Raw genomic sequence first — 24,324 nt, 5'->3', positions numbered from 1 at the left:
TATCCTTGAGTTGAGCGCAGCCAAAACACGGCTACAGATTATCGACGAACATAAATTCCAGGCGCATATGCTTCAATGACACGACCAGACTTTGAGCAGGTGATCATTAAATAATCACATTCCGGGCATTGCGTCCGAGTCAAGGCTCCTGGTTCAATTCGATATCGTTCTGCATGGCTACCGCAATTGGGACAATGAACGGTTTGAACAACTTGCATCTTAAAAATCCTCAATCTTGGCACTAAATTCAAACAATTTAAAGAGCGAACATTAGGTAGTTCTGAACAAATATTGCGCTGATGGAATTTTGTATCTACCGTTACTAAATTTCTCAAATCATTGAGAAGAATCTGATTCTATTATGGACAGCAAACATGCTGAGTGTGTTCAGAATTCATTTTTATTTTAAATTTCTTCAACTTGGGGATCACCTATCCGTAGGGTGATCCCGCCTCTCCATACGACTTTACGCTGTTTATAAATTAATCTCAAATTAAATTGTGATTTGAAGGCGGCAAACGAAGTTTTTGAAGCTGAGTTTACAACTTTAGTAATAGAACGCTTGATTTTTCTCTCAAGTTTCAGCGTTCTTTCTATTACTTAAATGCTTAAGAGGCAAGACACTGTTGAGGGTTTCCGGGTTGCGGTTCGACAATTACGTCTTTGATACCAGACACCCGAATTAAAGACGTAACGACTAGTTTTGCTCGATCGTTTGCCTTGTCTAAAATGCCATCTGAACACGCAGCTAGTTGAATTTTCTTTAACGCTTCGTCTTGAGCAAGTTTCTGTAAATTTGGGGCAACATCAGGGCCTAACCCAAGCGGGCCGCGATTGTAGTCGTAGACACTAGAACGCGTCACATCAATTTTCTTGTCTAGAATTTTTGGTGCGGGCAGTTGTAATCGGATTGTATCTCCCACAATTTGAACATTGTCAGGCTTCAGCGTGCTGAGATCGACGCCTGCTCGCACTTCTCCCCGCGCAATATATAAAAGCTTGGTTGTCCCAATGACGACCCCTGCGATCGCAGCATCTTGCTGAGTGGGAACGACCGCTTCCATTGTAAAAACCGCTGTGGTCAGTTCGCTGGCTTGGCGAACTTGTTGAATGACAACCGAGCGCGTTTCGACCTTCGGTTCCGGTGAGTTTGAGGCAATGAGCGATCGCAAGTGTTCAAAGAACTGATTGCCTGATCGTGCAAACCCAACCAGCAGAACTACCCCGAGTAGCAATCCACTCCCCGCCAACATTAAACTTAAGTTTTTAAACACGCTGCTGCCTTCTCGTTTTTGGCGGTTTCTTCTTCGCATCGTCTGAATTTCAGTGCTGCACCCGTAATTTAAGCAGAGATCTTCGTTTACATGCTATCGTACAAGATTACTATACTGAGAACTGCCCGACTTGGCGAAGAGTGAATTAGAATTTGTTAGGAAATTTTGTAGATTTTGCCAGCATCATGAAGCGCGTTTCTATCAGTGCTATTTCAATGGCTGGAAGTGTGACCACTCCTGAGAAAACAAGTCAGACAACCCGCCAAACCTACCCGAATTACAAAGTCATTGTGCTTGATGACGATTTCAATACGTTTGAGCATGTTGCCCGGTGTCTGATGCAGTACATTCCGAAGATGACGGCCGATCTGGCTTGGAAATTGACGAATCAGGTGCATTTTGAGGGACAGGCGATCGTTTGGACGGGACCGCTAGAGCAGGCGGAGCTTTATCACATGCAGCTTGGCATGGAGGGCTTAACGATGGCTCCCTTGGAGCAAGCATGAAAAATGAGCAGGGAAGACTGGTTCTCAACCATTCCACCCATATTCCAGGGCTGATTGCCCTGCTTGAGAAGCTGATTAAAGTTGAGGGAATTCAGACGATTACGCCCGGAGTCATTGGCTCTGTGCGCGCTCATTCACCCAAATTTAAGCTGAAGATTTCTGTACCGATTCGCGGTGGATTTAAAGCGATCGCGCGTCAAGGCAAAACCGTGCAAGAAGTGTTTATTCTGACGACACTGGCACAGGAGCAACTTGAAAACGCGATCGCTCAACTTTTGAAATGAGGCGAGCTGATCGAAGCTCGGACTCGCCTTCTGAATTACTCAACAGGTTGCTGAGTGGAAGCAATGCGGTGTAGGGGCAAGCTTAATGCGCAGGAGAAAGTGAGGAGGTAAGAAATCACGGCTGTCCATTTGAGGCTTAACATACAGGTCGTCCAATCCGGACAAACCCACTTCTGTGCTCCCACTGCAATGCAATGTACAATCCAGTAGGCAAATGCCATCGAAAACAAAACTTGATCGGCAACTTCGTTCTCTTCTTGCTGAGTCTGCGCCTTTTTCTGATTCAACAAAAGATAAAGTCCAGCAACACTTGCGAAGAATGAAGCAAGATTGAGATATTCGTGCCAAGTGGAATGAGCCATAGTGCGATGTCAGCGGGTTTCTTAAGTCTCGAATCAGTCTAAAGGATGAGGGGTGTAATCCTCTAGAAAGTCTTACAAATAGCAATATTCAAGCGCCTTTATTCACAAAACTACAGACAGTAATCAGATTAAAAGATTGATGGATTTGCCGCTAATTTACCACCCTAATTACGTTGCACCTCTTCCACTGGGTCATCGCTTCCCCATGGAGAAATTTAAGAAACTTTACGAGCTATTGTTAAGCGATCGAGTTGCGGATCTCGATCAATTTCATGTCCCCGATTGTCCTGCTCAAGATTGGATCGAGCTTGTCCATACAGCCGATTATGTGAATGCGTATTGTTCTGGAACGCTGGATGCGAAGGCCCAAAGACGAATTGGCTTGCCTTGGAGTTCGGAATTGGTGAATCGAACTTGTACGGCAGTCGGTGGAACGATTTTGACAGCGCAGCTTGCTTTGAAATGTGGTCTTGCTTGCAATACGGCGGGGGGAACTCATCACGCATTTCCGAGCTATGGATCGGGATTTTGTATCTTTAATGATTTAGCGATCGCGTCTCGCGTTTTGCAGAAATTAGGGTTAGTTGAAAAAATTCTGATTGTTGATCTGGATGTGCATCAAGGAGATGGAACGGCGTTTATTTTTCAATCTGATCCGAGTGTATTTACGTTCTCGATGCATTGTGAAATTAATTTTCCTGGAACGAAGCAGCAGAGTGATTTAGATGTTCCTCTAGCAGAAGGAATGGAAGATGACGAATATTTGCAAGTTTTGGATCAGTATCTTCCTGATTTACTTTCTGAAGTAAAGCCGGATTTAGTTTTTTATGATGCAGGTGTTGATCCGCATTTCGGAGATCGATTAGGCAAGCTAGCCCTGACGGATTCTGGATTGTATCGCCGGGAAATGCAGGTCTTAACGACTTGTGTAGGGCGAGGCTATCCGGTCGCTTGTGTGATTGGAGGTGGATATGCTGAGGATATGGATGCTTTGGTTTACCGACATTCGATCGTGCATCGTGCTGCGAGTGATGTGTATCGACACGCTCGGCTTTGATTCAGTCCAAACTCTTCAGGGATGATTATCAAGGAATGCCCTGCGATCGCGCTCAACCATTTGAGACAGAACGGAAGCAAACTCTTGTAAGCTTAGTGACTAGCTGAATTTTCAGAAAGAGCGAAATCATGGCTTCTTTTCTTCCCAATCTCGACACACTTACCCTGCCTCAGCAAGTTGCTCAGATGGTAGTTGTCAGAGCATCCGGATTTCTATTTGATCACCAAATCCAATATCCAATCTGGGAACCCCCCGCTGCTACGCTAGAACACTGGGTCAAAGATTTGGGTGTAGGAGGTGTGATCTTATTGGGTGCGAGTGCTGGAGAAATTGCTCTTAGAACTCAGCAGCTTCAAAACTGGGCATCAACGCCATTACTGATTTGTGCCGATGTAGAAGAAGGAGTCGGACAGCGATTCTCAGGTGCAACTTGGTTTCCGCCCCCCATGTCGATCGCTGAAATTGCCAAACGCGATCTTCCACTCGCCTGTCACTATGCCGAACAGATGGGAAGAATCACCGCAGAGGAAAGTTTAGCGATCGGCTTAAATTGGCTGCTATCTCCTACAGTCGATGTCAATAACAATCCGAATAATCCGGTGATTAATGTGCGGGCATTCGGTGAAACGCCTGAAATTGTCAGTGAATTAGCAAAAGCATTTATTCGAGGCGCACATCAACATCCGATTCTGACGACTGCAAAACATTTTCCCGGACATGGCGATACAGCCGTTGATTCGCATCTCGAATTGCCACTGATTCCGCACGATCGAGCAAGATTAGAAGCAATTGAATTTCCGCCGTTTAGGAATGCAATCTCTGCGGGTGTCGATGTTGTGATGAGTGCTCACTTACAGGTTCCCGCACTCGATCCGAACTATCCTGCTACACTTTCGCCCAAAGTTCTCACAGATGAATTGCGGCAGAATTTAGGATTTGAAGGTGTGATTGTCACAGATGCTTTAGTCATGGGTGCGATCGCGAATCGTTATGGAACAGCAGAAGCTTGCGTTTTAGCCGTCGAAGCTGGAGCCGATATTATGCTGATGCCATTAGAGCCAGAAAAAGCGATCGATGCTGTTTGTGAAGCAGTCGAAGCAGGACGGATTGATCGCGATCGCATTCGTGCATCTGTTGAAAGGATCTGGCGAGCGAAGCAGAAAGCTTGTATTCCAGAGATTCCTTCTGAAGAAGGTCATGCTTGGGAAAATCTTGCTTCATTGCCTTTAGAGACGAATGATCTGACTCAAAAGATTGCTCAGCCTGAGATGCTAGCAACTAATGCTCACTTACTTCGAGATTCGATGCGAGTCTATCAGCCGAATCCATCGCGATTAGTAACTTTGTCAGGTGTGGGGCAAAACATTGTAGTCGTAGATAGCATTCTCGATTGTGAGTTCTTAGGTCGAACAGCTCCCGCGATCGCAGTTCCGTCTCAGTTCGGATTCACTCAGACTCAGATTATCGATCGACATACGCCGTACATTGATTTAAGTACTCGCGATGCAAGTCCAACTGTCTTGCAGCTCTTCATCCGAGGCAATCCATTTCGAGGGATTGCTGGACTAACACAAGCAGCACAAGATTGGTTTACTTACTTGCTCAATACTGATCAACTTTATGCGATCGTAGTTTATGGCAGTCCTTATGTCCTCGATCGTTTTATTCCACAGTTACCATCTGATGTTCCCTATGTGTTTAGCTATGGGCAAATGCAATCTGCACAAGCGATCTCATTAGAGGCTTTGTTTGGATCTCCTTCCAAAGTAGCAACTGGGCAATTCATATAGATTTTCTGTAGACTCTACGATCTCTCTTCACACTCAAACAAGTGTAATCCAAACTGCTCAGAAAGATCCTCACACACCTTAACTCCCCGCACACTATTTCCCCGCTCATCTAACGGGGGCGAAAAAATCCCAAGCCCTAACCTCCCCGGAACGACCACCATCAATCCACCGCTTACCCCACTTTTGGCAGGCAATCCAACTCGATATGCCCACTCTCCGGAATAGTTGTACATTCCACACATATACATCACGCTGAGCATATCCCGAACATAGCGAGACGGCACAGCTTGAACTCCAGTGCGCGGATTTTTTCCCTGATTTGCTAGAGTCGCTGCCATCGTAGCTAAATCACAGCAATTCACCATCAAAGAGCATTGCTGAAAGTAGAGATCCAAAGACTCATCAATGCGATCGTCAATCATGCCAAAATTCCGCATCAGATAAGCCATCGCTCGATTCCGAAATCCAGTCGTTCGCTCAGACATAAACGTTGGCATATCAATGTAGCTCTCATGTCCGATATAGCGCTCAAACATCGCCAACATTCGATTCAGCCGTTCTGATGCACCCTGACCTTTAATCAAACTCGTCGTCGCGATCGCGCCTGCATTTACCATCGGATTGTAGGGGCGTTTCGACTGTTCATCTAGCACGATCGCATTAAAAGCATCGCCCGTGGGTTCTACTCCAACTTTAGAAAGTACCTGTTCTCTCCCATGATCTTCGAGTGCTAGCCCATGCACAAATACCTTAGAGATTGATTGAATGGTAAACAATTGCTCAGCATCGCCTACCGAAAACTGCTCTCCATCCACAGTGACAATGCAAATTCCAAACAACTTTGGGTCTGTTTTTGCCAGTTCAGGAATATAGGTCGCTGGAGTTCCTAAATTGAGCGATCGATACTTCTCATGAACCTGATTCAAGACCTCCTGAATCGGGTGAACGTCTGGGGCGGTTATAGGTTCGATCGTCATAGTAGAATGTCGAGGAAATCTTCTCAATGCTCTCAGAATGGTAAATCATTACTCCCCCGAACATCTGCTCAAGATTGCACAGAAATTCACATCGCAATCGATTCGCGAAGTTCGAGCATTGGGAAACGGCAATATTAACGATACCTTTTTAGTTGCACTGGAAACGTCGCAATTTGTCTTGCAGCGAATGAATACGCAAGTCTTTCGCCAGCCTGAATGGGTGATGCAGAATATGTGTGTCTGCACTCAACACATTTGCGATCGACTTCCCACGCTGAATCTAGATCGACGTTGGGAAACGCCACAAGTGATTTTCACCAACGAGAAGCAAGATCATTATCTAGAAGGAGATTCGTTTTGGAGAGCCATTAGTTTTATTGAAAATTCTCGATCGTATGACACCATTCAGAATCTCAATCAAGCCGAAGAGATTGGTTATGCTTTAGGACTGTTTCATTGTTTAGTCAGTGATTTACCTCCTGAAAAGCTCTTGGATACGCTAGAAGGATTTCACATCACGCCGCTTTATTTGCACCAGTACGATCAAGCATTATCAAATTCCACCGTTTCTCGCACGCCAGAAGTTAACTACTGCTTGAAATTCGTCAGCGATCGCCAAGCTTGGGCACAGGTTTTAGAAAATGCGAAACACTCAGGAAAATTAAAACTACGACTGATGCATGGCGATCCTAAGATCAATAACATCATGTTCGACACCCAAACAAACCAAGCCGTGAGTGTGATTGACCTCGACACTGTAAAACCTGGCTTGATTCACTACGATATTGGCGATTGTCTGCGCTCAGGCTGTAATGCGATCGGCGAAGAAACCCAAGCCTGGGAGACGGTAAGATTTGAACCTGATCTATGCGAGGGAATTTTACGAGGCTATGTCAGGATTGCAAAAACGTTTCTCACAGAACAGGACTATGCCTATTTATTTGATGCCATTCGCTTAATCACATTTGAATTAGGGCTAAGATTCTTCACCGACTATCTCATGGGCGATCGTTACTTCAAGGTGAACTATCCAGACCATAACTTAGTACGTGCCTTGGTTCAGTTCAAGTTAGTAGAGAGCATTGAATCTCAAGAAGCAGCCATTTCTGCGATCGTGGAGGGCTTGAGATGAAGAACTTTACTCTCCACCCTTTTGATGCAGACTCGGATCTCAAACTGTCAGGGAGCATTTCTCGATCGAACAATCGATTGTGCCTGACTTACGATCTATTCGACGAACGCTCTCAAGTGTTAATTCCAGCTGCAAAATCGCCAACCCGTCAGAATAATCTATGGCAAACCACCTGCTTTGAATTTTTTCTCGGTGTCCAGAACTCCCCACAATATTGGGAATTTAACCTTTCTCCAAGCGGCGATTGGAATATCTATCGCTTTGAAAATTATCGAACAGGAATGCAGGAAGAACTCAAATTTACATCACTTCCCTTTGAGATAAATGTGAAAGCCAAGCAAGTTTCACTCACAATTGAACTTGATCTTAATTCGATCATCCAGCCCGATCAACCTCTTGATGTTTCAATTACTACAGTCATTGAAACATCGCCTCAAAATATTACATATTGGGCACTTCAGCACTGTGGAACCGAAGCAGACTTCCATCTTCGAGAAAGCTTCGTGCTAAAACTTTAATCCATCAGCTAAGATTCTTCCTGATATCGATCGAATTTCTAGAGGCTGGTTTGATCTTCAGATCGTCATATTCAGGAATAGAATTACCTCCTATTTAGAAAGTGCTTTTTTGGACACAAGTGCAGACGAAATAATAGTAGTTTCACCACTTCACATCTGATATCTACTCACTGTTAAATAGCATCATCATCAGGGCAATCTACCTAACGCATATCGATCGTTGATCGAGTTTGACTCTCCGTCGATGAAGGCGGAACAACCTGTTAGGGAGTGTGTTCCATGACAAAAAGTTTGCAGCGAATTGAGCAAGATGATTGGATTAATCAGCCTGTCGGTCGTCCAAAGACGATCAATGATCAATATTTAGATCGCTTAAAAGAATTAGTCAGTCATAGCCCAAAACAGTTCGGCTATCCGTTCGATCGCTGGACAGCCCAGTGGCTCAGAAAACATTTGTTACAAGAAACCGGAGTCGCGATTAGCGATCGACATATTAATCGCCTATTAAAACAGATGGGCTTATCGACTCGTGCAAACCTGCACCGCCAGCGTTTCGACACTTCAGCGAGCGCTTCAAACTGATTTCATTCCCCAAATTCTCCGCCTGTATCAGGGTTCCCAGCCCCAAACAGGCGGTTTTTTCATGCGATCGGCGCGCCTTCGGAAAGAAAATTCTGAAATAATTGTTAACACTCTTTACAAATCTCAATCTTCCCCTTAATATGTAAAGTATGGTTAACACAACCACTTCATACATCTTCTCAAACGTAATTATCAAACCATGACAACGACCTTACAGAGACGCGAAAGCGCAAACCTGTGGGCGCAGTTCTGCAACTGGGTCACCTCCACCGAAAACCGCCTGTATGTAGGCTGGTTCGGCGTATTGATGATCCCCACCTTGCTGGCTGCAACCATCTGCTACATCATCGCCTTCATCGCTGCTCCTCCTGTGGACATCGACGGCATCCGTGAACCTGTTGCAGGTTCCTTGCTCTACGGCAACAACATCATCTCTGGTGCAGTTGTTCCTTCCTCGAACGCAATTGGCTTGCACTTCTACCCAATTTGGGAAGCAGCATCCTTAGATGAGTGGTTGTACAACGGTGGTCCTTACCAACTCGTCGTATTCCACTTCTTGATCGGCGTCTTCTGCTACATGGGACGTGAGTGGGAACTTTCCTACCGTCTCGGCATGCGTCCTTGGATCTGTGTTGCATACTCTGCACCTGTTGCAGCAGCAACCGCAGTCTTCTTGATCTACCCGATTGGACAAGGATCGTTCTCCGATGGCATGCCCCTCGGAATCTCTGGAACCTTCAATTTCATGTTGGTATTCCAAGCAGAGCACAACATCTTGATGCATCCCTTCCACATGTTGGGCGTAGCTGGTGTATTCGGTGGTAGCTTGTTCTCGGCAATGCACGGTTCGTTGGTAACTTCTTCGTTGGTACGTGAGACCACTGAAGTTGAGAGCCAAAACTACGGTTACAAGTTTGGACAAGAAGAAGAGACCTACAACATCGTTGCAGCGCACGGCTACTTCGGACGGTTGATCTTCCAATACGCATCGTTCAACAACTCTCGCGCACTGCACTTCTTCTTGGGTGCATGGCCGGTCGTCGGCATCTGGTTCACCGCATTGGGTGTGTCCACGATGGCGTTCAACCTGAACGGATTTAACTTCAACCAATCGATCATCGACTCGCAAGGTCGTGTGGTGAGCACCTGGTCTGATGTAATCAACCGTGCGAACCTGGGTATGGAAGTAATGCACGAGCGTAACGCTCACAACTTCCCGCTCGACTTGGCTGCTGGTGAAGTTGCACCTGTTGCAATGAGCGCACCTGCAATCAACGGTTAATCTTTAACTGATTTGAGCTAAATGAATCCCCCCAGAAACGGGGGGCTTTTTTGTATGAATTATTTCCAACGCTTTGCTGATTTGAGAAACCCTTATTCTGTGGGCTTGATGATTGGCGATCGCTGACAGGTACATATGACGTTTGCTCTGCCATCATCTCAATTCTTTGCTTTTCCGAGTTCCCAAATCTGGCAAGAATTTGTGCTTCAAGAAAAGTATGCTGAATTCTTGATTGGCTTTGAGCTTCGGCTGCACTCAACTCACAAAAAACTTAGATCTTAGAGCGTTGAGCAGAGCCGAGAGGAGATACAAGCAATTTCTCTAGCCGCGACTACAGCAGTCTAAATCGGCTGTGAAATAGGGGAATGGAGAGCAATTTCCCCATTCCCCAACTTGCAAGATCTTACAAACCAAACAGGAGTGCTATAGGCTCTGCACCATAGTTTAAGAAGCGAGAGCAACAGCCCAGAATTCTTCTTAAATTGGTGCTAGTCTGAGCAGTTCCTAACTTAGAAATCGTCAATTCCCTCCACAGTCCAAGCAGGATCAGGAAGCGATGGAATGTAAGCTCCGAGTACGAAATTGCCGTTGTTGAGATACCAAACTGCATTCGAGCCAGTCAAGCGATCGCGCCACAATAAATCAAGCTGGTTATCTTGGTTATATTCTCCAATGCCAACAATATCCCAAGTTGGCAACGCATTTTCCAACTTGATGCTTCGACTCAATTGGATTCCATTCATAATCCAAATGCCATTTTCACCCGTCACCAGATTGCGCCAAACGATATCCGTTTGACCATCGCGATTAAAGTCTGCAAAACCTCTAATTTGCCAATTTAAATCGATTGCAGGATTGATTACGCCACGAGTTAATCGAGTGCGATCGAACAACCAATATGCAATTTCACCTGTCGTCGGATTGCGCCAGATTAAATCAAGACTGCGATCGTTATTCATATCGGCAACCCCTTCTAACCGCCAGTTAGTATCCATCGCAGGCAGAATTGAACTGCTCGAAGAAAACTGAGTCCCATTGAATGTCCAGAATGCGGTTTCACCCGTTTCGTCGTTTCGCCACACTAGATCGGGAGTGCCATCACCACTAAAATCATCGACTGCCAAAATCTTCCAAGTGGTCGGAACGTTCCAGCCTAACGGAACAGTCACTTTTTCACGCACCTGCCCATTCTGGGTCAGCCAAATCGACAATTCGCGGGTTCGCAAATTCCGCCAAACAATGTCAGCATCGCCATTGCGATCGAAGTCTCCCGTTCCTTGAATCTCCCAATCGCGATTTAAGGTTTCTAACATGGTCGTGCGATTAAACACATCTTGATTCACTCGCCAGATGCGGTTTTCACCCGTTTGATAGTTCCGCAGAATAATCTCACCTTTTCTTTGGTTGCCGATCAAACCGACCCCTTCGATTGCCCAATTGCGATCGGGTAGGCTCGGCAAGAGCGCATACGCTCCAAATACCTCACGCGCCATGTACCAAATTGCCATTTCTTGTGTCACAGTATTGCGCCACAACAGATCTAAACTCTGATCTCCATTGAAATCGTAAACTTGCTCAAGCTGCCAACTCGTCGGTGGAACAGATTGAATAAAAGAACTGCTTTGGAGTTCGCCATTTCGTAGGAACCAGATTGCGTTCTCACCTGTTCGCTGATTGCGCCAGAACAAATCGACAAATCCATCTCGATTAAAGTCGCCCGACGTGATCGGTCGCCAAGCAATATCTGGAACTTTCTGCAAGAACTGGCTCGATTTGATATTGGTTCCGTTCATGAACCATAGGGCTGTTTCTCCGGTGCGCGTATTTGACCAGAAAATGTCTGCGTTGCCATCGTTGTCAAAGTCAGCAACAACATCAATTTGCCAGCTTGTGTCTGCAACTCTCGTAATGAAAGATGATGAACTCAACGCTGTATCACGCATGAACCAGAGCGCATTCTCACCTGTGCTGACATTGCGGAAGAGGATGTCTGGTTTGCGATCGCGGTTAAAATCTGCAATTCCCTTGACTTCCCAACTACTATCGGTGGTCGGCAGCAGACTTCCTCTGAATGAGAGATCAGGAGCCATTTGCCAAATTGCAGTTTCTCCAGTGCTAGGGTTGCGCCAGAGGAGATCTGTGTCGCCATCGCCATCGAAATCGGCTGAGCCAGCGATTTGCCAACGCGGGTCTGGTACGGTGAAGAAGGGAATCTCGCGCTCTAATAAACTGCCAGATGGAAGCCAGAGCATGTTTTCTCCAGTGCGCTGATTGCGCCAGAGAATGTCATACGGCGAATCCGTTGTGTCACCGCCCGGAGGAGTGTCATCTTCGGTGATTGTCGCGGTGGCTGATCCTGTCTGAATGGTTGCACCAGATGCATTAGTGAGTGTGACTTGGAAAGTTTCATTACCTTCAAACTGCGTATCACCTAAAGCGTTCACAGTGATTGTCTTTTTCGTCTCATTGGCTGCAAATGTTAGTGTTCCTGATGCAGCAACATAATCGTTGCCTGTAATCGTGGCGGTTCCATCTACAGTGCTATAACGGACTGTAATGGGAACTGGGCTGGCTTCACTGAGACTCACCTCAAACGTAAAGGGAGTGATACCGCTATTGCCTTCTGCAAGACTAGGTGGAACTGCTGCGATCGATAACCGTGGCAATGCTTCATCGTTGATGATTGTTCCCGTTGCACTGCCATCTGCAATTTGAGCATTGCTAGGTTCGCTCAATTCAACGGTAAAGGTTTCATCGAGTTCAAACTGGGTATCTCCGATCGCTTGAACGGTGATAGTCTGCTCAGTTTGTCCAGGCGCAAAGGTGACAGTTGTGGGAGTCGATACCGTTGCAAAATCATTCCCATCTGCTGTGCCGTTCTTCGTAACATACTTCACGGTTACAGTCTCGCTACTGGGATTCGAGAGACGGACTTTGAATTGAATCGGGGTTGTGCCAGAGTTGCCTTCTAGAACTGGGGTGGCATCGTCGATCGTAATGGTTGGGCGGAAATCATCGCTGAGAATTGTTCCGATGCCTTGATTTGGAGCCGTGAATAGATCGGCGTTTGTTGGAGCAGAAAGACGAATTGAGAAAGCTTCATCGAGTTCAAATTTGCGATCGCCTCGGACTTTGACGGTGATTTGCTGGCTGGTGACACCTGGAGTAAAAGTGAGCTTACCTGATGCAGCTTGATAGTCGTTATCGCTGACCAGTGCTGTGCTATCAACCGTTGTGAAATCAACGGTAATTGCTTCACTGCTTGGATTTGAGAGCGAAACGGTGAAGATTGCATCGGTGAATGCTCCGTCTACATTGCCTTCTGAGACAACGACATTGCCAATGCTAATTGTCGGGCGAGCATCATCGTTATTGATTACGCCTTTTGCTGTTGATAGCGACGATAGGGTTGCATTGGTGGGGTTAAAGAGTTCTACAAAGAAGTCTTCATTCGGCTCAAATTTTGTATCCCCTCGAACCACGATCGAGATTTCTTTTTCGGTTTCGCGAGGTGCAAAAGTCAGTGTTCCAGGGGCTGTGAGTCCTGTATAATCTCCATCTGCGACGGTTGCTGTGCCGTCTAGGGTGCGATATTGGACGGTGACCGTATTGGTTGTAGGTTGTAGCAGCTTAACTTTGAAGGTGTAGGTTGTGTTGCCGTTGCCTTCGCTAGCAATGACATCATCAATTCGGATCGTCGGAGTTGGAGCGTTGTCATCATTGAGAATGGTTCCTTGTGCTTCGCTGTTGCTAGAGAGCGTTGCTCCAATTGGGTCGCTTAAGCGAACAAAGAAGGTTTCATCTGGTTCAATTCCGTCGATTCCAGAATCCGTTGCAACATTAACCGTGATCGTTTGCTCGGTTTGTCCAGGTGCAAAAATTAAGGTTCCATTTGTAGCGGCAAAATCTGCGGGAGAAGTCGCAGTGCCGTTAGCAGTTGTGTAGTTGACGCGGATTTCTTCGCTACTCGGATTGTTCAGCGTGACCACGAAGACAAACGGAGTTGTGCCAGAATCGCCTTCGGCTTGTGCTCCAGTGCGAGAGGAAATCGATAACTGCGGTGCTGCGTCGTCGTTGTTTAATACACCCAGTCCGTCCGTTGCGGTGGGAGAGAGATCTGCATTAACTGCATCTTCTAAACGGACAATAAACCGTTCGGTTGGCTCGAATTTACGATCGGCAATAGCTTGAACTGTAATGGTCTTCTCGGTTTCACCAGGATTAAAGGTGATGGTTCCATTTGTTGCCACATAATCATTGTCGGCAACGGTTGCAGTGTCATCGATCGTTCGGTATTTCACCGTGACGGTTTGGGTGGTCGGATTCGAGAGACGGATTGTGAAAGGATAAGCGGCAGCCGTTGGGTCATCTTCGCTTAAAGGTGTGCTTGCAATCCCGATCGTGGGTCGCTGGTCGTCGTTTTTGATGGTTCCGATCGCGCTTCCAGTTCCGGCGATCGTCGTATTGACTGGATTCGATAAGGTGAGCGTGATCGTTTCGTCGTCTTCCAGCTTGTTGTCGTTTGTTGTTTGAACTGTGACGGTTTTTGTACGCTCATTTGGAGCAAAAATTAGGGTCTGAGTCAGACGAGTGTAATCAAAATCGCTGAGTAATGCGGTTCCGTCACTAGTCGCAACATCAATGCGGATTTCATCACTACTGGTATCTGAAAGCGACACTTCAAAGGAAAGAACTCCACCTTCATTCACAGTTGCAGGCGAGACGCTAATCGATGGGAAGGTTAAATCATCGTTTTGAATGGTTCCAAGACTGATCGCATCTGTTGGAATCGTTACTAAGCTTGGAGTTGTCGTGTTCAGCTTCACAGAGAACGTTTCATCTTGTTCCCGTCGGGTATCTCCTGTAGCATTCACTGTAATCGTTTGCTTGGTTGTTCCGGGTGCAAATCGAATTGTTCCGCTTGCTGTTTGATAGTCGTTGTCTGAGACGAGTGCCGTTCCGTCTTCGGTTGTGTAGTTGAGGACAATTTCTTGATCGCTCGCATTGGATAAGCTGACTTCAAACTCGAATGGCGTATTTCCACCGTTGCCTTCTGCCTTGGTAACGTTGGTGATCGATACGGTTGGAATGGGATCGTTATCGGTAATTGTTCCAGTTGCGGATGCAGTGGTAATGGTTGCATTGGTTGGCTCAGAAAGTTGCACTGAGAACGATTCATTGCGTTCGCGTTGAGTATCATCGGTGATTGCGATCGCAATTGTTTTCTGAGTTTCTCCTGCTGCGAAAGTTAAGCTATCAGATACGTTTGTGAAGTCTTCAACTGTCGCTGTTCCAGGAACTGTTGCGTATTTCACAGTCACAGGCACTTCTGTCTCGCCTGTGAGTTTCACGACAAAGTTATAAGGCGTTGTGCCCTCGGATTGTTCAGTAACTGTCTCAATGCTGAGAGTGGGTGCGGTGTCATCATTGGTGATCGTGACTGTTTTTGCGGCTTGAGCTTCAGGTAAGATTGCACCAACAGCATTGGAAAGCTGAATTTTGAACTGTTCATCGGCTTCAAAAATACTATCGCCATTGACAGTGACATTAATCGTTTTAGTTTGTTCACCTGCTGCAAACGTTAATTGACCCGGTGCGAGCACATAATCTTTGCCATTCGCTGCACCTAAATCAACGGCTGCATAATCTACTGTGATCGGGGTGCTGCTAGTTTGATTGAGCTGAACGGTTAGCGCATAAGTCTGTGTGCCAGATTGCCCTTCCGTGATTGAATCGAGACCCACGATCGAGATCGTAGGTGCAATGTCGTCATTCTCGATCGTTGCAGTTGCAGAGCCAGTTTGTAATCTTGCATTTGCACTCGCATCGCTCAGTTCAACTGTGAAGGTTTCATCTGGCTCAAACTGGGTATCGCCTTTGACTTGAACGGTAATAGTTTGAGTGTCTGACTCTCCAACATTGAAGGTGAGAATGCCTGTTGTTACGGTCAAGTCATTAGCATCAGCCGTTCCAGGCTGAACTGTATATCGAACCGTTACAGGGTCTGTTGTCGCAGGAGTTGCCAGTTTGACTTGGAAGGTAAACGCTTTTTCGCCCGAATTCCCTTCTTTGATGTCCTGAGTGGTATTGGTAATGGAGACAAAGATTGGGATCTCGTTATCGATAAACTTCAGCGAAGTAGTTCCAAAACTATCTGCGATCGCATAATCTGGGCTTGCTACAACACTGAGATTCAATACTTCTTCGTCTTCAAGTGCAGTGTCATCGATCGCGCTTAAAGTGAGAATGCCTTCATTCACTCCGTTTGCAAACTCGATCGTAAGTTCTGAACCATTTTCAGTTAAGGTAATGCCTGAGCCAGCAGTGAAAGTGTAATCGCTGGCAGAGACGGTGCTTGTGTTGTCGATCGCTAACTTCACCGTTAACGAACCTGCGGTTTGATTGCGCCGAATCGTGTATTGAACTGAATTCGTCGGTGTGGCTTCTGCAATCGTGTTTTTGCTCAGTGACAAACTCACGGTCGTGGATAGATTCAAGCCAAAGACATCATATTTTCCGTTCAAATCTCGTGGCGTTAAATCTGTAGCAAGACTGGTGAAAGCAACATAACCGCCATTGTTACTAATGACAGGATTGAAAGAAGCGCCTTGACCACTATTTGTCTCAGCAGGAATTTGGCTCGCTAGAAGTGTGAGATTCTGAGTGACATCTCGGACAAACGCATCCAGTGCAGTATTCGTATCGTTACCGACAAGATTACTTGAGAAGCTATTAAAGACAACATAGCGCCCGTCGTTGCTAATTCCAGTCGCAAAAGAGCCAGTGCCAGTGCCGCTGCCAGTGCCGCCATCTGCACCCGTTGCATTATTCCCACTGTCTGAACCTGCCAGATTGACGCTAATCAATTTCGTGACATTCGTGGTTAGATCGCGTAAGAAGACATCACTGGTTCCATTTGTGTCTGTGGCAACTAAATCAGTAAAGGTGCTAGTAAACGCGACGAATTTACCATCGCCACTCAGTCTCGGGCTGAATGCTCTTAGGGGCGTGAATTCGCTGCTGACGCTATATCCGCCTGCTTGATTCACACTGACGTGTACCGTTGTGTTTGTATCTAAGTTGCGAACAAAGACATCTTCGTCATTGTCGCCATCGGGTGTGCCTGCAAGGTTCTTGGCAGTACTTGTAAACGCGATTGTTCTTCCATCCTGGCTCATACTGACTTGGTACGAATCGCCATCTGAAATTGCACCACTTGCTCCCGTTGCTCGGCTCACGAGTGTAATACTGCTGCTGTTTGTGCGATCCCAGACGAAGACATCTCTGAGTCCATTCGTATCACCAACCGCAAGATTCGATGCAGTACTGACAAAAGCAACATATCGTCCATCGGGGCTAATAACAGGCTGCTCTGAGATGCCACCTGTTGCACCTTGAGTGATATTCAGAATCGAATTATCCTGACTATCCCAAACAAATACATCTTGCAGTCCATTCGTGTCGCCAGCGACAAGATTGGTTGCGCTACTCGTAAAGGCAACATAGCGACCATTTGCACTCAGTACTGGATTGAGTGAAGCTGCATTCGCACTGTTCGCTCCATCTATTGCTCGGCTGACTAATCGCAATTGCTGTGTTTGCACATCGACCCAGAAAATGTCGATCGCATTATTATTATCGCCGCTGACCAAATTGTTCGCTTCACTGGTAAAGACGATATAGCGACCATCCGCGCTAATGCTGGCATTTCCTGAAGCGCCATTGGCAATTGTTGCACCCTTGCTGATCAGCGTTGTCGTTCCAGTTTGACGATCGCGCAAGAAAACATCGGCAACTCCATTTGTATCGCCATCTGTAAGCTCAGAGGCATTACTGGTAAAGACAATGTAACGCCCCGTTTCGCTCAGTGAATTTTCTGCCAGCGTCGAGTCTCCACTGCCTGTCCGTGAGCTTGTATTGGGGTCAGCATTACGGCGACTGATGAGAGTGGCTGCTCCAGTTGCTACCGGAATGATGTATCCATCAAAGTTAGAGTTGACATCTTCTGGATTGAGATTGCTTGCCTGACTGACAAACACAACACTTGTCCCATCACTGGTGATGATGGGGACAGAGATCGAAGGTTCAATCCCAGTCGAAGTGGTTCCAGAACTGTTATTGCCAACGCCTCCGGTCGGCGTGCGGCTGATTAAGAATGTTTTACCTGAAGCGGGTTGTCCGGTCGAAATATCTCGGACAAAAATATCTTGCACTCCATTCGTGTCGCCACTGACTAAATTGGTACCCAGGCTTGTAAAGGCGATCCGCTTGCCATCTGCGCTCAGCGTAATATTGCCAGAGTCCCCATCTGATAGAGTTCCTGTGCTGCTCTGACTGACTAAAACAGTCTGATTTGTATTAGCGGTTAAATCCCGAGCGAATACATCTACTTTATTATTGGTGTCGCCTGCGACGAGATCGGTTGAAGCACTTGTAAAAGCGAGGGTTTGTCCATCTCGACTCAGAACTGGATTTTGCGAGCCTAGATTTAACCCGATCGCGCCAGGTATTGTATTCCCGCTGTTTGTATTTGTCGCATTCACACTGGCAAGCTGAATGGTTCCGGCTAACGGGTTTTCGGGCGATCGCGTCCAGACAAAGACATCTCGCACTCCGTTCGTATCGGTTGCGAAATTGGTCGCATCACTGACAAATGCTACCCGGCTTCCATCGCGACTGATAACCGGGCTAGATGATGCTGCATTACCAGAAGTCGTTAAGTTAATAACCGTATCGGTTTCTTGCTGCCATAAAAAGATATCTTGTACGCCATTTGTATCAGATGCTGCCAGATTGGAATAGAGGCTGGCAAATGCTACATATTTTCCATCGCCACTGATCACAGGCGCATCGGCTCCAACGGTTCGGCTGATTGTGCCGATCCGATTTCGACTTAGATGTGTTAAAGCGCCTGTCGATCGTGTCCAAACATACACGTCTGGGCGAGCCGAACTATCGGTGGGTAAAAGTTGAGATTGAGTTTGAAATGCAATTCGGCTGCCATCATCGCTGATACTAGGAGCAGATGAGGCACGGATTCCACTCTTGCCTGTGTCATCTCGGCTGACTAGTGAAATGTTGCCTGTAGTCCGCTCCCACACAAAAATATTGTTAATGGAATCTGTATTGCTTGCCATTGATCCAACAAGATTGTTGGCATTGCTAATGAATGCAACAAAGTTGCCATCGAAGCTAATGACGGGATTGAGGGATGCGCCCGTTGCACTGCCACTTTTGCTAAAGTTCTGGCTAATCAGGGTGACGGAATCGGTTTGTCGATCGTATAGAAATACATCCGATGCGCCGTTACTATCATTGGCTCCCAAGCTCGAAGCGCTGCTCGCAAAGACAACATAGCGTCCATCTCCACTGACTGCGTTTTGCCCAATGTTGTCGAGTCCCACGCTGCCTTTTACGAGTGTAGGATTGCTCACTGAAATCAGATCGACAGGCAGAATTGATTGGTAGTTAGCCTGAACATCAGCATTGAATGCGATCGCGGATTCGATTGCTCCGGTTTGCACTTCCAGCGTCCAATCTCCATTCAGGTTAACATTGCCAGTTAAATTGTTCGACGCAGCAATATCTGCGCCAGTTAACAGGCTGAAGTGCTGAATAAAGCTTTGTCCAATCTCTCCTTGAGCGACATCACAACCGTAGATCAAAATGTCTGCATCTGCGGTGAGGGACTGGCTCCACAGCTTAAATTCTGACTGATAGCGATCGAGTGTTGCTCGATCGAGCCAAGTTTCACCTAGTTTGAGCGCACCACTCGCTCCGTGCGAGATAAGGTGCAAGCTCGAAATCCCACTCTCTTCTAAGAGTGCTGAAGTAATTTGGGCGATCGCATCTTTGACGGGATCGAGAATTAAAATATGAGCATCGCCTTGAATCCCTGCAACTAATTCCTGGTAGTTTGGAACGCTCGAATCGATCACAATCAAGGACGATTTGCCCTGAAGCGATGACCAAGTTGGACTGAAATCATTTTGCGAAACTGCGATCGATGGAATTGTGCTGGTTTCAAGTGGAGATTGACGATTCCATTGGGGTAATCTCGCGAAGTCCATATTCTTCTCCAGGTAGGACGAGGGTTCTAGTTTGCTCAATGGGTAGATTTCCCAATCCGCGCCTTAGGACATTCACCTGGAATTACAAAGCAGTAATTTCGCAGATTTTTCGAGAAGAAATTGTGAAGCATGATCGCGGGATGTACGGATGCACGCAACAATTTTTCGGTTATGACGATCGTGGATAAAACCTATTGACTCTGTCGAATTTAAGAGGGCTATGCTTCAGCATTCCCAGGTTGATAGCCCTCTGTATCGATTTCTTTGCTCATTAGAGCAAAATTAACTTAAGCACTTTGCTCAGTCTCAGTTTCAGGCGTAATCTTTGCTCCTTTTGTCGCTTTAATTCGGGCGATGCTGCTTTTACGAATGCGATCGCTTTTCCGCGTTCCACCTGCCATCTCATACTCTCGGCTATCTTTGCCGTATTTGAATGCGACTCCAGTTAACATGCGATCACTGAGATCACCTAAGCTTTTTTCAAGTTCCTCAATTTGTTTTTTAGAAGAGTCGAGGAATGTGAGCGCGCGATTATAGTCTTCAATATGACTGCGTAATCGATCAATTTGCACGCTCATATGCACCACACTGCGAGACTCACCAAAATCCATCGCCGGATCAACAGCTTTTAGCCCTGAGATGCGGATCTCAGCCTTTTCTAAAATTCGCGAGGTACGCTTTTTACGAGACATTTTTCTCTCCTTTACAGATTTATGCGACCAGCTTGGCTTACTCAGCCTGACTTCTGGTTCAGCAGAAAACGCAGAAAGAATGTAAGGATTTTATAAAGTTGCTTTGATAATGCAAGTGATTTCTCTACCGCGATCGATTTTGTCTCCGCAAATTTACATGATGTCTCTGTGTAAGTCACTGATCAAATCACAAAAATAGAAGCTGTCGTTACGACAGCTTGTCTATTCGTTACGACAGTTGTTGCATTTCTCGTGACAGCTTGTCTATTCGTTACGACAGTTGTTGCATTTCTCGTGACAGCTTGTCTATTCGTTACGACAGTTGTTGCATTTCTCGTGACAGCTTATTTACTCGTTACGACAGTTTTGTGATTGTCAGGAATGAAAATGTTCAATGATTAACAACTTGTGAACGAAGACGGCTTGATAGTGTGATGATTCAAGAGGGTGAATTTAGAATTGCTCGTCAGTCCTGAGTATCCTACTGCATCAACGTCAGATCTTTGAGAGTGCATCAAGTTCATGTGGAAATGGTTGAGTAGAGATGGATCTTCACTGCAAGCCAATCGATGGAATGTCCTCTATGTGGTCACGCTAAAGCTCATCAACATGGCAAGATGCCCAACAGTCATGAATGAAAAGCGACCAATGTTCAGATCAAATCTCCCGATAATTCGGTAAAACTAATTGCAGCTAAGTTAATTCGTTATCAGATCTAGGCTTCCTGGTACAATCGCTCTTGTACAAGAATAGATTTGATTCGTTTTATGAGTACCGAAAATACGACAGGCGCCGATGCGATCGATGTTGCGATCGCAAAAGGAATTGACTTTGATGGTTCTCCGATCCCCACTGAAAAGCTCGACCTTTATAACAAAGTCATGGCACTTGAAGCGGGACGGCAACGCAGTGGAGTATCGAATACGATGCGATCGAGAATTGTGCGGATTGGAGCAAAACATATTCCTCAAGCTGATCTCAACCAAATGCTAGAGGCGGCTGGATTTGCACCATTGAAAGATAAAGAAATCGCTTTCTTTTACAACAAATAATGGTTGCTTACTCGGATATTTTAGCGGCTGCCGATCGTCTGGCTGGAATCGCTCACAAAACCCCTGTGATCACCTCCAGACTGGTGAATCATCGAACTGGAGCACAGGTGTTTTTCAAGTGTGAGAATTTCCAGCGATCGGGATCGTTTAAGTTTCGGGGAGCATACAATGCGATGGCTCAATTGTCCGATGAACAAAAGCAGCGAGGCGTTCTTGCTTATTCATCGGGCAATCATGGGCAAGCTCTTGCTTTAGCAGGTGAGCTTTTAGACATTCCGGTTACGATCGTGATGCCCAGTGATGCGCCTGTAGTGAAAAAGGCTGCAACTGAAAGCTATGGTGCAGAAGTAATTACCTATAACCGAGCGTTGCAGAAACGAGAAGACGTGGCTCAATCCATTTTGAGCGATCGTATTTTAATTCCTCCATTTGATTATGAGCCTGTGATCGCCGGACAAGGCACTGCAGCAAAAGAATTGATCGAAGAAGTGGGTGAACTGGATGTTTTGCTCGTTTGCTGTGGAGGCGGAGGATTGCTTTCAGGATGTGCGATCGCCACAAAACATCTCGCACCAAACTGTCAAATCATTGGAGTGGAACCGAGACAAGCAGATGATGCGAAGCGATCGTTCTATAGTCGAACGCTGCAAACCGTGGACAATCCGAATACGATCGCAGATGGTGCAAGAACGCCTTCTCTCGGACAACTGACTTTTCCAATCATTTTGGAACGAGTAGATGAAATGGTCACAGTTTCCGAAGCGGCAATTCTTCGCACGATGTTCTTTCTATGGGAACGGCTGAAAATCGTAGTGGAACCGACAGGTGTGCTTGCTGCCGCTGCATTACTCGAAGGAATCGTCTCTTTCCCCGATGCCAAAATTGGCGTAATCATTAGCGGGGGTAACATCGATCTCAAAGAAGCCGGAAAGCTCTTTACAAAAGCAAATGCTCGTGAGAAAGCAACTCGTCGCCGTCCTTTAGCACCAGAAATGAGCTAAATTCAATGCGATCGCTGTTCTGCTCATTGCCTAGATGCTCACAATCAAAGGGTATTGTCGAAGTCTTAGGGACGATGGAAAGCACTTCGGAGTACTCCAGACAGGTTAAAGCCGCAGCGAGATAGTTCGATTTCTACGGGTCTAGTAGGTCACCATCAGTCAATCAGATCGAGAGATAGGAGGATAGAGAGAAGATCTGCAATCAGAATTGCTGCTCCCCATCTCCCCACTCCGCAAAATTAAAGTAGCGAACTACGCGTCATGCCTAACGTTTGATCGAAGCTTGGACTTGGTCGAAGACCGCTCCATCGTCAAAGAACTTCTTCTGTGCTTCGCTCCACCCGCCATACTCCTGAATCGTGCCCAAAGTCTTCACCGCCGGGTACTTGTCCGTATTCTCTTTCGTCTTCACAGTGGCACCATCCAACGGTCGGAAGCCTAACTTGACGAATTCAGCTTGTGCTTCCGGGGTGTACAAATACTGCACAAATGCCTCTGCAACTGCCCGCGTGCCATGCTTATCCACGTTCTTATCAATCACCGAAATCGGAATATCGATCGACACATTGGGATCCGGCACGACATATTCCAGCTTTTCCCCCTTTTGCTGTGCCAGAATCACTTCATTCTCATAGTTGATCAAGGCATCACCTTGTCCCTGCTTGGAGAATGCGTCAGTCGATTCGCGGGCATCTTTTGCCAGCACCGCCACATTGGCAAACGCTTTGGTGACAAATTCGGTCGCTTTAGCTTCATCCTTATTGTTGGCTCTCAAAGCATGATCCCAGAGGGCGAGGAAGTTCCAGCGAGCGCCCCCCGAGGTTTTCGGGTCTGCCGTGACCCATTTGACATCAGGACGGGTCAAATCATCAAAAGTTTTGATATTTTTGGGATTACCGGGATGGACAATCACCGCAGCGACCGTTTTGGCGACAATGCCATTATTCGGGGTTTTGGTCGTCCAGTCAGAATTGACAAATCCGGCTTTGACGAGCTTTTCAGTATCAGCAGCGATCGCTAAGTTGGCGACATCGGCTTCAAGACCATCAATAATGGCGCGAGTTTGAGAACCCGAGCCACCGTAGCTTTGTTTGAAGGTAACGGTTTGACCTTTTTCTTTTTGCCACTTCTCGACGAACTTAGGAATGATGGCATCGTGAGCGGCTTTGGGGACGGCATAGCCGACGAGGGTGAGTTCGACCTCTTTAGCGGAGTTGGCAACGGGGCTAGCGCTATTGGGACTAGAAGAAGTTGAAGCGGTGTTGCCGCCGCAGGAGGCGATGGCGAGGCTCAAGGTCGTGCCGATCACAAAGAGTGAAACGAATTTTTTCAGCGATCGTAAATTAAATAGCGGTCTGTTTTGCTTCAACTTCATGAAGTGTTCTCCTAATCTACGGTAATATTGTAGGATTACCGTTCTTTTCAGCTTTCAATCGTATCGGAGAAAGAGATAAAGCGCAAGAAAATACTCCCATTTTTTGATCGGATTACTTGAGATTAGGATTGTTTTAAGGCTTGTAGAGGAGTCAGCGCGCGCGTTTCTATGAATCTGCGTCAGAAGTCTTTTTTGGTCTATTGCGTCTGTGACATCTAGATGACTGAATTTAATCATTCAGTGAGTACACTCAAATGCCGTAGATGATCAAACCCTCTCGGGTTGCGGCAGCCTTAACAAATTCATCATGTTCAAGATCGTGACAATTTGCACTTGGCGATCTACGATATTGAAATACTCCGGTAATCCT

Annotated in this window: 17 protein-coding genes; 10 read left to right on the top strand and 7 right to left on the bottom strand. The window is 46.4% G+C overall.

The genetic code is table 11. The features are described 5' to 3' along the window. Positions 1-38 precede the first annotated feature (38 nt). Both OU814_RS22290 and OU814_RS22285 read right to left on the bottom strand, forming a co-directional pair. Positions 39-218 (bottom strand): hypothetical protein, encoded by a 180-nt coding sequence (locus tag OU814_RS22290; protein ID WP_017291418.1) that lies wholly within the window; start codon positions 216-218, stop codon positions 39-41. A 390-nt stretch (positions 219-608) separates the two neighbouring features. Beyond that, complete coding sequence (locus OU814_RS22285) at positions 609-1,313, bottom strand: DUF4230 domain-containing protein (protein ID WP_268242140.1); 705 nt, start codon at positions 1,311-1,313, stop codon at positions 609-611. A gap of 146 nt (positions 1,314-1,459) precedes the next feature. On the opposite strand from OU814_RS22285, the gene clpS reads away from it, so the two are divergent. Together clpS and OU814_RS22275 are read left to right on the top strand one after the other, a co-directional pair. After that, positions 1,460-1,780, top strand: a complete 321-nt coding sequence (gene clpS, locus OU814_RS22280) for an ATP-dependent Clp protease adapter ClpS (RefSeq protein WP_144056301.1) — start codon at positions 1,460-1,462, stop codon at positions 1,778-1,780. After that, entirely contained in the window at positions 1,777-2,064 is a 288-nt protein-coding gene (locus OU814_RS22275) for a DUF2103 domain-containing protein (protein ID WP_268242139.1), read from the top strand. Before clpS ends, OU814_RS22275 begins: the two co-directional genes overlap by 4 nt. 35 nt (positions 2,065-2,099) lie before the next feature. Here OU814_RS22275 and OU814_RS22270 read toward each other — a convergent pair whose 3' ends face one another. Next, positions 2,100-2,426: a hypothetical protein gene (locus OU814_RS22270; RefSeq protein WP_017291422.1), complete on the bottom strand. Its 327-nt coding sequence runs from the start codon at positions 2,424-2,426 to the stop codon at positions 2,100-2,102. Positions 2,427-2,565: 139 nt separating this feature from the next. Between OU814_RS22270 and OU814_RS22265 the strand changes: the two genes are divergently transcribed. Together OU814_RS22265 and OU814_RS22260 are read left to right on the top strand one after the other, a co-directional pair. Beyond that, a complete protein-coding gene (locus tag OU814_RS22265) occupies positions 2,566-3,483 on the top strand; it encodes a histone deacetylase family protein (protein WP_268242138.1) in 918 nt (305 codons plus the stop codon). A gap of 128 nt (positions 3,484-3,611) precedes the next feature. Then, complete coding sequence (locus OU814_RS22260) at positions 3,612-5,273, top strand: glycoside hydrolase family 3 protein (RefSeq protein ID WP_268242137.1); 1,662 nt, start codon at positions 3,612-3,614, stop codon at positions 5,271-5,273. A 14-nt stretch (positions 5,274-5,287) separates the two neighbouring features. On the opposite strand, the gene glsA is transcribed toward OU814_RS22260, so the two are convergent. Continuing rightward, positions 5,288-6,250: a glutaminase A gene (gene glsA, locus OU814_RS22255; RefSeq protein WP_017291425.1), complete on the bottom strand. Its 963-nt coding sequence runs from the start codon at positions 6,248-6,250 to the stop codon at positions 5,288-5,290. A gap of 37 nt (positions 6,251-6,287) precedes the next feature. Here glsA and OU814_RS22250 point away from each other — a divergent pair, with 37 nt between their 5' ends. From OU814_RS22250 to psbA, 4 genes are all read left to right on the top strand, one after another. Then, positions 6,288-7,382 carry a phosphotransferase enzyme family protein gene (locus OU814_RS22250; RefSeq protein WP_268242136.1) on the top strand — a complete coding sequence of 365 codons (1,095 nt, stop codon included), beginning with the start codon at positions 6,288-6,290 and terminating at the stop codon, positions 7,380-7,382. Then, complete coding sequence (locus tag OU814_RS22245) at positions 7,379-7,900, top strand: DOMON-like domain-containing protein (RefSeq protein ID WP_190652512.1); 522 nt, start codon at positions 7,379-7,381, stop codon at positions 7,898-7,900. The genes OU814_RS22250 and OU814_RS22245 overlap by 4 nt, the downstream gene beginning before the upstream one ends. A gap of 279 nt (positions 7,901-8,179) precedes the next feature. Next, entirely contained in the window at positions 8,180-8,482 is a 303-nt protein-coding gene (locus OU814_RS22240) for a helix-turn-helix domain-containing protein (RefSeq protein ID WP_017291428.1), read from the top strand. Between the two features lie 199 nt (positions 8,483-8,681). Next, the gene (gene psbA, locus OU814_RS22235) at positions 8,682-9,764 is read left to right on the top strand and encodes a photosystem II q(b) protein (protein ID WP_017288020.1); all 1,083 of its coding nucleotides are present in this window, start codon (positions 8,682-8,684) and stop codon (positions 9,762-9,764) included. Between the two features lie 509 nt (positions 9,765-10,273). Here psbA and OU814_RS22230 read toward each other — a convergent pair. Together OU814_RS22230 and OU814_RS22225 are read right to left on the bottom strand one after the other, a co-directional pair. After that, positions 10,274-19,834, bottom strand: coding sequence for a Calx-beta domain-containing protein (locus tag OU814_RS22230; RefSeq protein ID WP_268242135.1), 9,561 nt, complete (start codon positions 19,832-19,834; stop codon positions 10,274-10,276). 287 nt (positions 19,835-20,121) lie between these two features. Continuing rightward, complete coding sequence (locus tag OU814_RS22225; RefSeq protein ID WP_017291431.1) at positions 20,122-20,526, bottom strand: hypothetical protein; 405 nt, start codon at positions 20,524-20,526, stop codon at positions 20,122-20,124. Positions 20,527-21,293: 767 nt separating this feature from the next. Between OU814_RS22225 and OU814_RS22220 the strand changes: the two genes are divergently transcribed. Together OU814_RS22220 and OU814_RS22215 are read left to right on the top strand one after the other, a co-directional pair. After that, positions 21,294-21,578 (top strand): small RNA NsiR4-regulated ssr1528 family protein, encoded by a 285-nt coding sequence (locus OU814_RS22220; protein WP_017291433.1) that lies wholly within the window; start codon positions 21,294-21,296, stop codon positions 21,576-21,578. Continuing rightward, positions 21,578-22,579, top strand: a complete 1,002-nt coding sequence (locus tag OU814_RS22215; protein ID WP_268242134.1) for a threo-3-hydroxy-L-aspartate ammonia-lyase — start codon at positions 21,578-21,580, stop codon at positions 22,577-22,579. Before OU814_RS22220 ends, OU814_RS22215 begins: the two co-directional genes overlap by 1 nt. Positions 22,580-22,844: 265 nt before the next feature. Here OU814_RS22215 and OU814_RS22210 read toward each other — a convergent pair whose 3' ends face one another. Further along, on the bottom strand, positions 22,845-23,954 hold the full coding sequence (locus tag OU814_RS22210; RefSeq protein ID WP_268242133.1) for a sulfate ABC transporter substrate-binding protein: 1,110 nt from the start codon (positions 23,952-23,954) through the stop codon (positions 22,845-22,847). Between the last annotated feature and the right edge of the window lie 370 nt (positions 23,955-24,324).

Source organism: Leptolyngbya sp. GGD, from assembly GCF_026735145.1.
Classification (GTDB): Bacteria; Cyanobacteriota; Cyanobacteriia; order Leptolyngbyales; family Leptolyngbyaceae; genus Leptolyngbya; species Leptolyngbya boryana.
Note: the sequence above shows the minus strand (reverse complement) of the source record. Positions and strands in the feature narration are given on the sequence as shown.

Bases quoted from the DNA above. Each gene is read 5' to 3' on its own strand.
- OU814_RS22290 (WP_017291418.1), bottom strand. From the start codon at position 218: ATGCAAGTTGTTCAAACCGTTCATTGTCCCAATTGCGGTAGCCATGCA.
- OU814_RS22285 (WP_268242140.1), bottom strand. From the start codon at position 1,313: ATGCGAAGAAGAAACCGCCAAAAACGAGAAGGCAGCAGCGTGTTTAAA.
- clpS (WP_144056301.1), top strand. From the start codon at position 1,460: ATGAAGCGCGTTTCTATCAGTGCTATTTCAATGGCTGGAAGTGTGACC.
- OU814_RS22275 (WP_268242139.1), top strand. From the start codon at position 1,777: ATGAAAAATGAGCAGGGAAGACTGGTTCTCAACCATTCCACCCATATT.
- OU814_RS22270 (WP_017291422.1), bottom strand. From the start codon at position 2,426: ATGGCTCATTCCACTTGGCACGAATATCTCAATCTTGCTTCATTCTTC.
- OU814_RS22265 (WP_268242138.1), top strand. From the start codon at position 2,566: ATGGATTTGCCGCTAATTTACCACCCTAATTACGTTGCACCTCTTCCA.
- OU814_RS22260 (WP_268242137.1), top strand. From the start codon at position 3,612: ATGGCTTCTTTTCTTCCCAATCTCGACACACTTACCCTGCCTCAGCAA.
- glsA (WP_017291425.1), bottom strand. From the start codon at position 6,250: ATGACGATCGAACCTATAACCGCCCCAGACGTTCACCCGATTCAGGAG.
- OU814_RS22250 (WP_268242136.1), top strand. From the start codon at position 6,288: ATGGTAAATCATTACTCCCCCGAACATCTGCTCAAGATTGCACAGAAA.
- OU814_RS22245 (WP_190652512.1), top strand. From the start codon at position 7,379: ATGAAGAACTTTACTCTCCACCCTTTTGATGCAGACTCGGATCTCAAA.
- OU814_RS22240 (WP_017291428.1), top strand. From the start codon at position 8,180: ATGACAAAAAGTTTGCAGCGAATTGAGCAAGATGATTGGATTAATCAG.
- psbA (WP_017288020.1), top strand. From the start codon at position 8,682: ATGACAACGACCTTACAGAGACGCGAAAGCGCAAACCTGTGGGCGCAG.
- OU814_RS22230 (WP_268242135.1), bottom strand. From the start codon at position 19,834: ATGGACTTCGCGAGATTACCCCAATGGAATCGTCAATCTCCACTTGAA.
- OU814_RS22225 (WP_017291431.1), bottom strand. From the start codon at position 20,526: ATGTCTCGTAAAAAGCGTACCTCGCGAATTTTAGAAAAGGCTGAGATC.
- OU814_RS22220 (WP_017291433.1), top strand. From the start codon at position 21,294: ATGAGTACCGAAAATACGACAGGCGCCGATGCGATCGATGTTGCGATC.
- OU814_RS22215 (WP_268242134.1), top strand. From the start codon at position 21,578: ATGGTTGCTTACTCGGATATTTTAGCGGCTGCCGATCGTCTGGCTGGA.
- OU814_RS22210 (WP_268242133.1), bottom strand. From the start codon at position 23,954: ATGAAGTTGAAGCAAAACAGACCGCTATTTAATTTACGATCGCTGAAA.